The following is a 12140-nucleotide window of genomic DNA, read 5'->3' on the forward strand; positions in this document are numbered from 1 at the left end:
ATCGCGCGCGCCGGCCGATTGCGCCGCAACCCGATGTCGCGATGATGCGGTTGTCACCGTATCCCACGGTTACATCGACGGTCATAGGATGCGGTAAGCCGCAGGCGCACCGCATCGCGCGCGCCGGCCCGATTGCGCCGCAACCCGATGTCGCGATGATGCGGTTGTCACCGCATCCTACGGTTACGTCGCTGGTCGTAGGATGCGGTAAGCCGAAGGCGCACCGCATCGTGCGCGCAGGCTCGGAATCGCAGCGCAATTTCCTGGCCGGCTGTCGCCTACTCAAACGCGCGCCGGCTTACTCGCCGATCGCGAACAAATCCGACTGGGCGACGTAACCGTCCTCATCGACGAAACCCGACAAGCCCACGCCGACCAGGCGATACAAGGTGTCGGCCGGAAGCTCCACGCGCGCGCGCAGGGCGCAGGCGATGTCAGCCAGCTCCTGCTCGCTGGCCGGCGGCGCCGGTTGGGTGAGGCTGCGGGTCAGGGTGCGGAAGTCGGCGGTCTTGAGCTTCAGCACCACCGTGCGCGCGAGCCGTCCGGGCTCGCGCTGGTAGCCGGCCCAGGTCTTGCTGGCCAGGCGGCGAATATGCGGTTCCAGCGCGTCCAGGCGCAGATCCTCGGCGAAGGTGTCCTCGGCCGAGATCTGCAGGGTCGGCCGCTCCGGCTCCACCGCGCGCTCATCGATACCCAGCGACAGCTCGTGCAGACGCCGACCCCAACGCCCGAAGCGCTGCTCCAGCGCCAGCGCGCCCAGCGCGCGCAGGTCGGCGACCACGCTTACGCCCAGCTCGGCCAGCTTGGCCTCCATCACCTTGCCCACGCCGGGCAGCCGGCCCACCGGCAGCGGCTCCAGAAAGGCCTCGACCTGGTGCGGTCGGATCACGAACAGGCCGTCGGGCTTGCGCCAGTCGGAGGCGATCTTGGCCAGGAATTTGTTCGGCGCCACGCCCGCCGACGCGGTCAGCTGGGTCTCTTCGCGGATCGCGGCGCGGATCGCCTCGGCGGTGGCGGTAGCCGAAGGCAGCCCGGTCTTGGTCGCGGTGACGTCCAGATAGGCCTCGTCCAGCGACAGCGGCTCGATCAGGTCGGTGTGGCGGGCGAATATCTCGCGCACCTGCCGCGAGACCGCCTTGTAGCGCACGAAATCCGGCGGCACGAAGATCGCGTGCGGGCACAGGCGCTCGGCACGCACCGCCGGCATCGCCGAGCGCACGCCGAACTTGCGCGCCTCATAGCTGGCCGCGCACACCACCGAGCGCGCGCCGCGCCAGGCCACCACCACCGGCACCCCACGCAGCGAGGGATCGTCGCGCTGTTCGACCGACGCGTAGAACGCGTCCATGTCGACGTGCAGGACTTTGCGGTTGGGGGCGGACACGGTAAGCGGGGACGATGCGAAGGCGGCATGGTAGCGCGCCCGAGCTGGCGCAGCCCCTGCCTTGCGTCATCGCATTCCTGCCACGGCCGCTCTCTGTGGGAGCGGCGTAAGCCGCGATCGTCGATCGACGCAGCCGCGATGCGTTTCGCAACTACCGTCGCGGTCTACGGTTGCAGGAAGCCCCCGTGGTACCCCGTTCCCACCGTCGGCGTCCGCGCCACGTCGAAACGCAGCACCGAACACACGCCGCCGAAGGAAGCAGCGCAACGGCGACGACGCCATTCGGCCACGCCACAAGCCCGGCGCGGCGGCGCCCCACGCACCGCCGCGCCGTCCCCCACTGACGCTCAGTTCGGCGTCGGGTAGGCCGTGTACACCACCCAGCGGTTGTTGATCCGCCGCATCACGATCTGCACCGCGTTGACCTGGATGTCGTGACCAGCCGTGCACATGCCGTTGCCGTCGGCGGCGGTGCACTGGCGCGCGAAGTACTGCCACTGCAGGGTGCGCGCGGCCTCGCTGCCGTTGGCCGCAGGCTCGGGGCAGTACAGCGGATTGGGCTGGCGCGACAGGCGGTCGAACGCCTCGCGCCAGGCCTGCGCATCCCAGAACAAGGTGCGGCCGTACTGGCTGAAACCCGGCGGCGGTCGCACCCCGGGAACGTGCGCGGCCAGGTGACCGCCGCTGTCGGCGTTCATCTCCGGAATCGCGCTCATCTGCACGGTGACCAGGTTGGCGCAGGGCTCCACGGCGTGAGCGGTCAGAACGGTGGCGGACAGCAGCGCGGCCAGGGCCGCGGCTTTGTTGCGCATGCGCATGTCGATACTCCGGTGGCGTTGCGTGGAGGTCAGTAGGTCGGTTCCAGCGCGCCACCGGCGCTGATGCCGGCGCCGTAGGTGCCGTCGGCCAGGGAATAGATCTGCGCGTTGGGCAGCGCGGCGATCAGGGCGTTGTAGGCGGCCAGCACCGAGGCCTGCCACACCGCGGTCTCGCCGATGATGAACAGTTCGTTCGGGTTGTAGTTCTGGCCCTGCAGGATGCCGACCACGGTGGGCACGTCGGCGGCCGAGAACTGGTTGTTGGCGCCGTCGTAGATCGACAGATGGATGCCGATCACCTGGGTGCCGGCGGCGTTGCGCGCGGCGATGCCGATGCAGGAGGTGAAGGCGGTGAACTGGATGGTCGGCTGGGTGTCGCCGCCGGCGGTGGGCGCGACGTTGGCGGCGGCCGCCCATTCGCATTCGGCGATGGCCAAGGGCGCGGCGCCGGCGTTGATCGTGTAGGGCATGACGGACTCCAGTACGAGGAAGGGAGTGCACCTTGTAGGCCCCTCGCCGACGCGGCGACATGCGGAAGCCGCGCGCAGCCCGGACGCTTCACAGGCTTTCGGCCACATGCGTTGCCGTTTCACGGCCGCGGCGGCGCCGCGTTGTGATCGGTATGGACATACTCGCGTCGTCGCACCCCAACGAGCCCGCGTCGCGGCCGCCCGCCGCTGCTTCCGCCGCCGTTTCGGCCACCGTGCGCGCCCCGGCGGCGCTGTTCCTGGGCCTGCCCTGCCCCGGTACCCCGGCCTTCGACGCCTTATGCGATTTCTGCGACGAACACCGCGTCGCCGTGCTGGCCTCGCTGCCCTGGGTCGCGGCCGAGATCGCCGGCCACGACGGCTTCGACGCCATGCTGCGCTTCGTGCGCGCGCTGGGCGGCCGTCGCGTCTACGTGCCGCGCGACCGCAGCGGCTTCGCCGACCGTCTCGGCGTCGAGCTCAGCGCCACCACCCACGCGCGCCTGCTCGCGCACACCAGCGAGGCCGGCACCGTCGAAGTGCCTTCGGCCTGGGGTGTGTTCATCGCCCTGCGCCGGATCGCGATCCGCGCGGCGATGGCGGCCGGCGGCGACCTGCGCTCGGTCGCGCAGTCGTTCGGGGTGAGCGAGCGGCATTTGCGGTGTAGGTGATCCGCGCCGCGGGCCGCAGCCACCGCATCGGCTCAGGGTCCAGACGTAATTCCGGCTCACGGGTGTCCTAGCCGGGCCCATCGGCGACAATAGCGGCCTCGCCACCGCCTCCCTGCCCCGCCATGACCCAGGCCCCCAGCGCCAGCACCGCCGTCTCCCTTACCCGTTACCTGATCGAGGAGCAGCGCGCCGGCCGGATCAGCCCGGATCTGCGCCTGTTGATCGAGGTGGTGGCGCGTGCCTGCAAGACGATCTCGATCGCGGTCGGCAAGGGCGCGCTGGGCGGCGTGCTGGGCGATGCCGGCACCGGCAACATCCAGGGCGAGGCGCAGAAGAAGCTGGACGTGCTCAGCAACGAGATCCTGCTGGAAGCCAATGCCTGGGGCGGCCACCTGGCCGGCCTGGCCTCGGAGGAGATGGACACCTCGCATCCGATCCCGGACGTCTACCCGCGCGGCAACTACCTGTTGCTGTTCGATCCCCTGGACGGCTCCAGCAACATCGACGTCAACATCTCGGTGGGCACGATCTTCTCGGTGCTGCGCTGCCCGGACGGCGTAACCCAGGCCCAGGACCAGCACTTCCTGCAGCCGGGCACCGAGCAGGTCTGCGCCGGCTACACCACCTACGGCCCCAGCACGATGCTGGTGCTGACCATCGGCAACGGCACCCACGCCTTCACCCTGGACCGCGAGGTCGGCAGCTTCGTGTTGACCACGCGCGACATGAAGATTCCGGAAGAGACCAAGGAATTCGCGGTCAACATGTCCAATCAGCGCTACTGGCAGGCGCCGATGCAGGCCTACGTGGGCGATCTGCTGGCCGGCAAGGAAGGCCCGCGCGGCAAGGACTTCAACATGCGCTGGGTCGCGTCCATGGTCGCCGACGTGCACCGCATCCTGACCCGCGGCGGCATCTTCAGCTATCCGCTGGACGCCAAGTGCGCCGCCCAGGGCGGCAAGCTGCGCCTGATGTACGAGGCCAACCCGATGAGCTTCCTGGTCGAGCAGGCCGGCGGCGCGGCCAGCACCGGTCGTCAGCGCATGCTGGAAGTGCAGCCCACCGGCCTGCACATGCGCGTGCCGGTGTTCCTGGGCAGCAAGCACGAGGTCGAAGCCGCCGTGCGCTACCACGCCGAGCACGACGCCCAGGCCTGACCGGCCGCGCGTCGGCGCGCGCCAGCCGCAGATGAATCGGCAATGGCGCGATTCGTGCATTCGCCTGCGTGGTCCCATTCACCGCGATGCCCGTCATCGCGGTGACCGCTCTTGGCCACCCACGGCGTTGAATACTCTTGCCCACGGACAGCGGCGCGGAACGCGTTATGGGCGGGGAGAGCACGATGGCCAACGGTGTGCCGCGCGGGCCCCAGGCTCGAGGCGCGGGTAAGCACGATTCGGCAGACACGGAAGCGGCCCCGCGCGAGCCATTGCCTCGAATTCCACAGGCACGCGAACTGATCTACGTCACCCGCGGCAGCGCCGGCCGGGTGCTTTCGCTGGGGCGGCTGCAGCAGCTGGGCTGGAACCTGCGCCGCGCCCCCGATTCACGCAGCGTGCTGCGCATCCTGCAACGCGACCCTCGCCAGCCGCACGCGGCCCTGCTGGACCTGCGCGAGGGCTTCAGCCATCACGACCTGGCCGAGTTCGGCGCCGCCCTGTCGGCCAACAACGTCGGCTGGGTCGCCGGCATCGAGGCCTCGCAGTTGGACCAGGAGCCGGTGCGCCGGCTTATTCGCGACTACTGCTACGACTACGTCACCCTGCCCTGCCCCGAGGCCGTGCTGAACACCATCATCGGTCATGCCCACGGCATGGCCACCCTGGCCTGCGAACACGGCGAGACCACCAGCGAGGCCGGCTTCGACGGCATGATCGGCGAGAGCGCGGCGATGCGCGTGCTCTGCCGCACATTGCGCAAGGCCGCGCTGACCGAGGCGCCGGTGTTCATCGCCGGCGAGACCGGCACCGGCAAGGAACTGGCCGCCAACGCGGTGCACCGGCATTCGCGCCGGCACGCGCATCCGTTCGTGGCGATCAACTGCGGCGCGATCCCGCACAGCCTGGTGCAGTCGGAGTTGTTCGGCTACGAGCGCGGCGCATTCACGGGCGCGCAGCAGCGCAAGCTGGGCCGGATCGAAATGGCCAACGGCGGCACCTTGTTCCTGGACGAGATCGGCGACCTGCCGCTGGAAAGCCAAGCCTCGCTGCTGCGCTTTCTGCAGCAGGGCAGCATCGAACGCCTGGGCGGCCACGAGCAGATCCCGATCGACGTGCGCATCATCTCGGCCACCCACCACGATCTGGAAGCGGCGGTGGTCGACGGCCGCTTCCGCGCCGATCTGTTCCACCGCCTGTGCGTGCTGCGCCTACAGCAGCCGCCGCTGCGCGACCGCGGTGTCGATATCGACCGCCTGGCCGAGCAAGCGCTGCAACGCTATTCGCAGGAAAGCCAGCGCACGCTCAAGGGTTTCTCGCCCTGCGCGCGCCACGCCCTGCACAGCCACCCTTGGCCGGGCAACGTGCGCGAGCTGATCAACCGCGTGCGCCAGGCCGTGGTGATGGCCGAGGGGCGGCTGATCACCGCCGCGGATCTGCATATCGACAGCGCCGGCTTCACGCCGCCGCCGACCTTGGACGAGATCCGCGACGCCGCCACCAAGGACGCGATCGAACGCGCGCTGCAGCGCAACCGCGGCCGCCTGATCGATGCCGCGCGCGAGCTCGCGGTGTCGCGGGTCACGCTGTATCGCTTGATGCAGCGGCACGGCTTGCGCACGGGCGACGATACGGGGGCGCCGGACACGTTTAGTGCGGCTTAGATGCCGCGAGCGGCGACGCGCGGCCGCGATGCGCGCGACGATCGTGTTCGGGTCTTCGACGCCCGCGCCACTCTTCTCCGGCGCGGGCGTCTGCTGCGCCCTCGGGGGAACGTCTTACCAGGCCAGCGCGGATGCCAACATCGCAGTCGCGGTCCGCTGCGGACGGCGCCGGATGAGGCTGCGGGGGGAGGGGGTAGCGGGCATGGCGGACTCCGTCGGGGGACGGTCCCGACGCGCGGACGGCGCAGGGGGACGATATCTACCCAAGCGAGCTTCGTGCCAATCGCTCAAGCGATTGATTCGACGATATTTTTCCGCGCGGCGGGCGGCGGGTGCCGGCATCGGACCGCATAAATGTTTCGTCGCTGCAACTTGAAATGGCGTTGCATCGGCGCCGTCTGGGGGTTTTCACCAGGGAACAGCGAGGCCTGACGTCCTCACGCCGCGCACACCTGCCTGAGCAGGCGAGGTTGCGTTTTTGCAACGCCGATTGAGCGTGCGAGGATGGCCGCTTTCCCGCCGCATTGCGTAGAGACGCCGCATGACCGAGGCCCCGCTGCAGGACGCCATCCACGACTTCATCGAGGTCTACCCGCAGGTGCTGGACCGCGCCGCCTGCGCCGCCCTGCTGCAGCGTTTCAACGCCAGCGGCGCCGTCGCGCCGGGCCGGGTCGGCGGCGGCGTGATGCCCGAGCTCAAGGACAGTCGCGACCTGACCATCTCCGGCCGCGAGGAATGGCGCGACGCCGAAGCCGCATTGAACAACGCCGTGTTCGCCGGCCTGCTGCATTACCTGCGCCGCTACCCCCACACCCTGATCGCGCCGCTGATGCTGGAAGTACCGGGCGCCGACGGCCAGGGCCGCCACCGTCTCACCAGCGAACGCCTGACCGCGATGGACGACGCCACCTTGGCCCCGGTGGTGCAGGCGGTGCTGCGCCCGGGCGCGATCAACCTGCAGCGCTACACCGCCGATCGCGGCGGCTATCCGTATTGGCATTGCGAGTTGTTCCCGCGCGACGCCAATGCCGAGACCCTGCATCGCCACCTGCTGTGGACGATCTACCTCAACGACGGCTTCGAACAGGGCGAGACCGAGTTCCTGTACCAGCAGCGCAAGATCGCCCCACGCACCGGCGACCTGCTGATCGCCCCGGCCGCCTTCACCCACACCCATCGCGGCAATCGGCCCAAGGGTGGAGACAAGTACATCGCGACGAGCTGGATTCTGTTTCAGCGGGCGGAACGCTTGTATGGAGGTGGCTGAGGTGCGCGGGATGCGCATGCTTTGGCTCTGCCTGCTCCTGGCGCCTGCTTCCGCGTTCGCGTTCGAGGGCGAAGTCGCCGGCAGCGAAATCTCGCTGGGCGGCATTGCGGTAGGCGCGACCACCAGCGAGGTAACGAAGATACTCGGCAAGCCGTTGCGTCAACAGCCGCAGACGGACTTCATCGATCTCGACTACCACTACCCGAACCTGCGGGTGTCCTTTAGCGATGGCGTGGTCGCTGGCTTGTATAGCGACCACCGCAAGGGCTGCACACCGATGCGCCTGTGCCCCGGCGATAGGCTGGACAAGATGCGATCCCTATACGGGGCGCCCATCGTGGCGAACCGGGAGACGGGACAGTTCTACGAGTACTACGCTACCGATTTCGACTGTTGGCTAGAAATCGCCGCCGAAGGCGAGAAGATAAAATCCATCGCAGTGGCATGCCAGCCGTGACGTTTCCGCCGGCCAGGAGTGCGAAGCATCGTCGCTGCAAGTTTTCGCATAGATCGAGTTCCAGGGCGTACAAACCCCATGTCCGATATCACGTTCAGTAAGGAAGAGAAGGCGATCGTCGTCCGCAAGATCCAGGGCTACTTCTCCGAGGAACTCAATCAGCAGATCGGCCAGTTCGACGCCGAGTTCCTGCTCGACTTCTTTTCCAAGGAGTTGGGCGCGTACTACTACAACCGTGGCCTGTACGACGCGCAGGCGGTGTTGAACGCCAAGCTCGAGGACGTGCAGGACGCGATCTATCAGCTCGAGCAGCGCACGGATTTCAGAAGGTAAGCGTGCACGCGCGGGCCGATGGGCAGGTACGCCGATCCGGCCAGCGCCCTTGCCGCACGCCACGATGATCCGTGGACAAGCAAGCGCAACCAGCGAGGGATTGCATGGGCATCGAATACAAGGTCCGGTTCGAGGTACCCCAGCGCTACGACCGCTCCGTGGTGGCAGGAAAATTGCCGACGGCGGCCGCCGCCGCGGGGGCGATCTACGGCTACGAGCTTGAAGCGGATGGCTACTACTTCATAGATCACCTGGTCGATCCCGCGATCGCCGCGATGGCGTTCCGACGACTGGTCGATGAGGCGCTGCGGCACAGCGATCTCGTCCAGATCCTGGAACCGTGACAGGAGCGCCGGCGTGGTCTATGTCCTGCTCGTTATCGCCGCCTGGGGATCGCTGTTCTTTCGTCTGCCCGTTTGGCTTTCGATCCTGAGCAGCTGCGTGTTCCTGGGCCTGGGCGCTGTCTTTCTGCTGTTCGGTTTGGCCGGGTCGTATTGGGACAGCCATATGACCTCGGGGGATTCCGCGGCCACATCGACGCTGGTAACCGGGGCCCTGTTGCTGCTGTCGCGCGCGGCCTTGGTGGTCAAGCTGATACTGCATGCCTTGGTGGCGCCGCCGGAGCCGTAGCGCGCGCGTTCTGATGCAAGCGGCCGAGTCGCGCGGTTCGACCGCGCATGGCCGCAGCCACCGCGCCGGGTCTCGCGGGCAGGCCGCGACGGTTCGGCGGTTGGGTCTTGCCAAGCCTTGCGGCCGGGTCTGCGTGGAGACCGATCACGTCTGGCCATCGCGGATCGCGAGCAAGAAGCTGCGGGCGCGCGTAGAGTCGGCTGGCCGCATGGCGCTTGCCGCAGGCGCGGGCCGAGGTTCGCCAGAACCGTACGGATTTATCGGCTCGCGCCCGCTCGCATACGCGTCGCAACCCACCTTCCATCGCCCGGTGAGGCCGCATGAGACATAGCGAACGACATCGAACGCAGCGAACCGGCTGGCTACGCGCCGCCGTGCTCGGCGCCAACGACGGCATCGTGTCCACGGCCAGCCTGGTGCTGGGCGTCGCGGCCGCCGGCGCCGATACCCGCGCCATCTTGGTCGCGGGCGTCGCCGGCCTGGTCGCCGGCGCCATGTCCATGGCCGCCGGCGAGTACGTGTCGGTGAGCTCGCAAGCCGACACCGAGCGCGCGGATCTGGCGCGCGAGCGCAAGGAGCTGGACGACAATCCCGAGCAGGAGCTCGAGGAGCTGGTGTCGATCTACGTCAAACGCGGACTGGACCGCTCTTTGGCCTCCCGCGTCGCCACCCAACTGATGGCCCACGATGCATTGGGCGCGCATGGTCGAGACGAGCTGGGCATATCCGATACCTTGGCGGCCAAACCGGTCCAGGCGGCCTTCGCTTCCGCCGGCACCTTCGCCGCGGGCGCGGCCCTGCCCTTGTTGACCGTGCTGATCCTTCCCACGGCCTGGCTGATGTGGGGCCTTGCCGGCAGCTCGCTGTTCTTCCTCGCCTTGCTTGGCCTGCTCGCCGCGCGTACCGGCGGCGCACCGGTGCTCGCCTCTGTACTGCGCGTTTCCTTCTGGGGCATGCTGGCCATGGGTTTGACCGCTGGCGTGGGTGCGCTGTTCGGCGTCTCGGCATGAGCCCGCGCCGCTACGGCACGCGTCCGGCATAGATCCATCGGCAAGGAGTCGGCTTGAATGCTTCGGCGCGGCATGGCTAAGTTGGTACTCGTTGCGGTCTTCTTCGCGGTCTCCTTCTTTCTGTTGGCCGACGTCATCGGTTTCGACTCGCCCTGGCTGGGCCTGTTGCTGATGTTCTATTTCATGGGCTTGGCGAAAGTCGCCGAACCCTTGTTCGCGCTGCGCATGCCCGCGGCCCTGCGCGATGTCGATCCGGCGTCGGCCACGGCGCCGTTGTATCGGCGACTGGGCGTGCACCGCTTCGGCAGCCTGCTGCGAAATACACCGCTTCGGTACTTGAACGCCTCCGTGTACCGGCTGGGCGGTAAGCGCAGCCTGGCGGCGGTGCAGGCGAAAGCCGAGTCCGCAGAGGCCACCCACTTCTGGGCGGCGTTGCTGTTCACTCCGTACATCGTCTACGTCGGGGCGCGCGGCCACCTGGCGGAAGCGGCCTTGTTCGCGGCGGTGCAGATCGCGTTCAATGTCTATCCGATCCTGCATCTGCGTATCGTTCGCGCGCGGCTCAAGAGGGTGGGCGCGTCTGGCGATGTTCGAAAGAACGCCATGGGCGCACGGACTACGACGCGGCCTGAGTCTCCAGCGAAGAATTCGACTTCCGTGGACCCGTCGTCGGACCAACGGCGAGAAAGGCTCAGATCGCTGTTGGAAGAGTTCCTCCGCCAAACATTCCCGTCACTAGGATTGGCCCAGGAGATAGAGGGACTTATCGCAACCGAGTTCTCTGCGGATCATGCGATTCAGGAGCTCGCGAATGAGCTGGCTCAGTACCGACCCGGAGGGGGCGATATGCTGTATTCGGAGCATGAGATGCGCCCCAAGGTCGCTGCCTGGCTCGCACGATTACCGAACGTCGAAATGTAAGGGAATTAAGTCCGCATCGAGACGCCGAAGAAAGCTCCGTCCTGACTCGTCTCCATTCGGTATCGAACGCGCGATCTCGACCGCCCTGTACGGGGCGACATATTCAATTCGTTAGGCCGCCATGTCTGGTCCAAATCCCAATTTGCAAGGCAAGTCATTCCTGTGGGCCTTTTTCCTGTTTGTGGCGCTTTTCTTCACCGGCGCCATCCTTGGCGGCTTCCTGGGACTGAGCCGGGAATGGTCCGCGGCACTTGTCGCTGCAGCTGGCTTCATCCCCATGTTGACTCAGGCCGTTACCGGATACGCGTTGGATCGGTCCTGGCGGGCGAGATTCAATCGCGAGGAGCATCCCGCTAGATTCCGGGTCATGCTTCTGCTTTCCTCGATCATCGCTGCCATGTTCACCTATGCCGCATATAGCGTGTACATCGCCACGCCCAACGGCGACCTGGCTTCGAGTGTCGCCGGCTAAGGAGACCCCGTTTGTGTCCGAGCTTCGTGAACACATAGCCGCCAGCTTCTCCGCCCAGGGATTGATGGCTACCTTGGGTGCGCGGTTGGTCGTAGTGAACGCGGGCGAGGTGCAGATCGCGCTGCTGCCACGCCCGGAACTGTCCCAGCAACACGGCTATATCCATGCCGGCGCACTGACCAGCGTGCTCGACAGCGCTTGCGGCTACGCGGCGTTGACCGTCGCGCCCGCCGGGCTCGATGTGCTTACCGTCGAGTTCAAGATCAACTTCGTGCGTCCCGCCCTAGCCGACCGGTTCCTGGCGATCGGCAAGGTGACGAAGGCGGGCAAGACCCTGACGGTGTGTCAGGGCGAAGTGGTCGGCGAGTTGGGTTCGCGCCGCGAGACCGTCGCGGTGATGCAGGCCACCATAATCAACGTCGCAGGACACGCCCGATGAGCAGACCGCTGCGTTTCACCCGCATGGCCGCCGCATGCTTGCTGCCTCTGCTGGTGCTTCCGCTCGGGGCCTCGTCGACGCCCGTCGGGCCCATCACCGAGATCGTCGTGGAGGAGAACCGCATCGGTCCGAAGGGCGAAGGTTGCGAGACGTTCGTGATGACCCGGGCGCGCGCTCGTGCCTTCTTCAACAAGGCCGTGATTATTTCAGGGCGCCAGCAGCACGACTTCTTTCTGTACGGCCCTTGCTCCGCGCGCGGCACGTTCAAGACCCGCTACGACACCTGGCAATGGGAGATACGCAGCCTGGGCACCGGTAGCATCGCCGCGACGAATGGCGATGTCTTCCTGCTCGGCGATCCGCGCCAGGAATCGTCGGTCGCCGAGTATTGAAGTCCGACCCCGCGCCCCATTCACGCGGAATCCTCCGCGGATCCGCTCAGCCCAACCG

Annotated in this window: 16 protein-coding genes; 13 read left to right on the plus strand and 3 right to left on the minus strand. The window is 67.4% G+C overall.

Translation table 11 applies throughout. From position 1 onward, the window contains the following. Window positions 1-298 precede the first annotated feature (298 nt). From dinB to ASD69_RS09905, 3 genes are all read right to left on the minus strand, one after another. Window positions 299-1384, minus strand: coding sequence for a DNA polymerase IV (gene dinB, locus ASD69_RS09895; protein WP_082576411.1), 1086 nt, complete (start codon window positions 1382-1384; stop codon window positions 299-301). Between the two features lie 347 nt (window positions 1385-1731). Further along, window positions 1732-2202, minus strand: a complete 471-nt coding sequence (locus tag ASD69_RS09900; RefSeq protein ID WP_056177373.1) for a hypothetical protein — start codon at window positions 2200-2202, stop codon at window positions 1732-1734. Window positions 2203-2231: 29 nt separating this feature from the next. Further along, the gene (locus ASD69_RS09905; RefSeq protein ID WP_056177375.1) at window positions 2232-2672 is read right to left on the minus strand and encodes a hypothetical protein; all 441 of its coding nucleotides are present in this window, start codon (window positions 2670-2672) and stop codon (window positions 2232-2234) included. A gap of 152 nt (window positions 2673-2824) precedes the next feature. Here ASD69_RS09905 and ASD69_RS09910 point away from each other — a divergent pair, with 152 nt between their 5' ends. The 13 genes from ASD69_RS09910 to ASD69_RS09970 all read left to right on the plus strand — a co-directional run bounded on the left by ASD69_RS09910 (window position 2825) and on the right by ASD69_RS09970 (window position 12082). Beyond that, entirely contained in the window at window positions 2825-3340 is a 516-nt protein-coding gene (locus ASD69_RS09910; RefSeq protein WP_056177377.1) for a hypothetical protein, read from the plus strand. A 122-nt stretch (window positions 3341-3462) separates the two neighbouring features. Beyond that, window positions 3463-4497, plus strand: a complete 1035-nt coding sequence (locus tag ASD69_RS09915; protein ID WP_056177380.1) for a class 1 fructose-bisphosphatase — start codon at window positions 3463-3465, stop codon at window positions 4495-4497. Between the two features lie 272 nt (window positions 4498-4769). Then, window positions 4770-6161, plus strand: a complete 1392-nt coding sequence (locus ASD69_RS09920) for a sigma-54 dependent transcriptional regulator (RefSeq protein ID WP_200943977.1) — start codon at window positions 4770-4772, stop codon at window positions 6159-6161. A 541-nt stretch (window positions 6162-6702) separates the two neighbouring features. Then, window positions 6703-7428 (plus strand): 2OG-Fe(II) oxygenase, encoded by a 726-nt coding sequence (locus ASD69_RS09925; protein ID WP_082576412.1) that lies wholly within the window; start codon window positions 6703-6705, stop codon window positions 7426-7428. Further along, on the plus strand, window positions 7415-7885 hold the full coding sequence (locus ASD69_RS09930) for a hypothetical protein (protein ID WP_056177382.1): 471 nt from the start codon (window positions 7415-7417) through the stop codon (window positions 7883-7885). Before ASD69_RS09925 ends, ASD69_RS09930 begins: the two co-directional genes overlap by 14 nt. A gap of 78 nt (window positions 7886-7963) precedes the next feature. Beyond that, window positions 7964-8218: a DUF2164 domain-containing protein gene (locus tag ASD69_RS09935; RefSeq protein WP_056177384.1), complete on the plus strand. Its 255-nt coding sequence runs from the start codon at window positions 7964-7966 to the stop codon at window positions 8216-8218. A 104-nt stretch (window positions 8219-8322) separates the two neighbouring features. Next, complete coding sequence (locus ASD69_RS09940) at window positions 8323-8562, plus strand: hypothetical protein (RefSeq protein ID WP_056177387.1); 240 nt, start codon at window positions 8323-8325, stop codon at window positions 8560-8562. Between the two features lie 13 nt (window positions 8563-8575). After that, window positions 8576-8848 carry a hypothetical protein gene (locus ASD69_RS09945; protein ID WP_056177388.1) on the plus strand — a complete coding sequence of 91 codons (273 nt, stop codon included), beginning with the start codon at window positions 8576-8578 and terminating at the stop codon, window positions 8846-8848. Between the two features lie 320 nt (window positions 8849-9168). Beyond that, entirely contained in the window at window positions 9169-9858 is a 690-nt protein-coding gene (locus ASD69_RS09950; protein WP_056177390.1) for a VIT family protein, read from the plus strand. Window positions 9859-9915: 57 nt separating this feature from the next. Beyond that, window positions 9916-10779: a hypothetical protein gene (locus ASD69_RS09955; RefSeq protein WP_056177392.1), complete on the plus strand. Its 864-nt coding sequence runs from the start codon at window positions 9916-9918 to the stop codon at window positions 10777-10779. Between the two features lie 121 nt (window positions 10780-10900). Then, window positions 10901-11251, plus strand: a complete 351-nt coding sequence (locus ASD69_RS09960; protein ID WP_157499139.1) for a hypothetical protein — start codon at window positions 10901-10903, stop codon at window positions 11249-11251. Window positions 11252-11264: 13 nt separating this feature from the next. Continuing rightward, entirely contained in the window at window positions 11265-11690 is a 426-nt protein-coding gene (locus ASD69_RS09965) for a PaaI family thioesterase (RefSeq protein WP_056179763.1), read from the plus strand. Beyond that, the gene (locus tag ASD69_RS09970) at window positions 11687-12082 is read left to right on the plus strand and encodes a hypothetical protein (RefSeq protein ID WP_056177397.1); all 396 of its coding nucleotides are present in this window, start codon (window positions 11687-11689) and stop codon (window positions 12080-12082) included. Before ASD69_RS09965 ends, ASD69_RS09970 begins: the two co-directional genes overlap by 4 nt. The last annotated feature ends 58 nt before the right edge of the window (window positions 12083-12140 follow it).

The organism is Lysobacter sp. Root604, assembly GCF_001427505.1.
GTDB lineage: Bacteria > Pseudomonadota > Gammaproteobacteria > Xanthomonadales > Xanthomonadaceae > Lysobacter.

Bases quoted from the DNA above. Each gene is read 5' to 3' on its own strand.
- ASD69_RS09910 (WP_056177377.1), top strand. From the start codon at position 2,825: ATGGACATACTCGCGTCGTCGCACCCCAACGAGCCCGCGTCGCGGCCG.
- ASD69_RS09955 (WP_056177392.1), top strand. From the start codon at position 9,916: ATGCTTCGGCGCGGCATGGCTAAGTTGGTACTCGTTGCGGTCTTCTTC.
- ASD69_RS09905 (WP_056177375.1), bottom strand. From the start codon at position 2,672: ATGCCCTACACGATCAACGCCGGCGCCGCGCCCTTGGCCATCGCCGAA.
- ASD69_RS09925 (WP_082576412.1), top strand. From the start codon at position 6,703: ATGACCGAGGCCCCGCTGCAGGACGCCATCCACGACTTCATCGAGGTC.
- ASD69_RS09900 (WP_056177373.1), bottom strand. From the start codon at position 2,202: ATGCGCATGCGCAACAAAGCCGCGGCCCTGGCCGCGCTGCTGTCCGCC.
- ASD69_RS09940 (WP_056177387.1), top strand. From the start codon at position 8,323: ATGGGCATCGAATACAAGGTCCGGTTCGAGGTACCCCAGCGCTACGAC.
- ASD69_RS09950 (WP_056177390.1), top strand. From the start codon at position 9,169: ATGAGACATAGCGAACGACATCGAACGCAGCGAACCGGCTGGCTACGC.
- ASD69_RS09915 (WP_056177380.1), top strand. From the start codon at position 3,463: ATGACCCAGGCCCCCAGCGCCAGCACCGCCGTCTCCCTTACCCGTTAC.
- ASD69_RS09935 (WP_056177384.1), top strand. From the start codon at position 7,964: ATGTCCGATATCACGTTCAGTAAGGAAGAGAAGGCGATCGTCGTCCGC.
- ASD69_RS09970 (WP_056177397.1), top strand. From the start codon at position 11,687: ATGAGCAGACCGCTGCGTTTCACCCGCATGGCCGCCGCATGCTTGCTG.
- ASD69_RS09930 (WP_056177382.1), top strand. From the start codon at position 7,415: ATGGAGGTGGCTGAGGTGCGCGGGATGCGCATGCTTTGGCTCTGCCTG.
- ASD69_RS09960 (WP_157499139.1), top strand. From the start codon at position 10,901: ATGTCTGGTCCAAATCCCAATTTGCAAGGCAAGTCATTCCTGTGGGCC.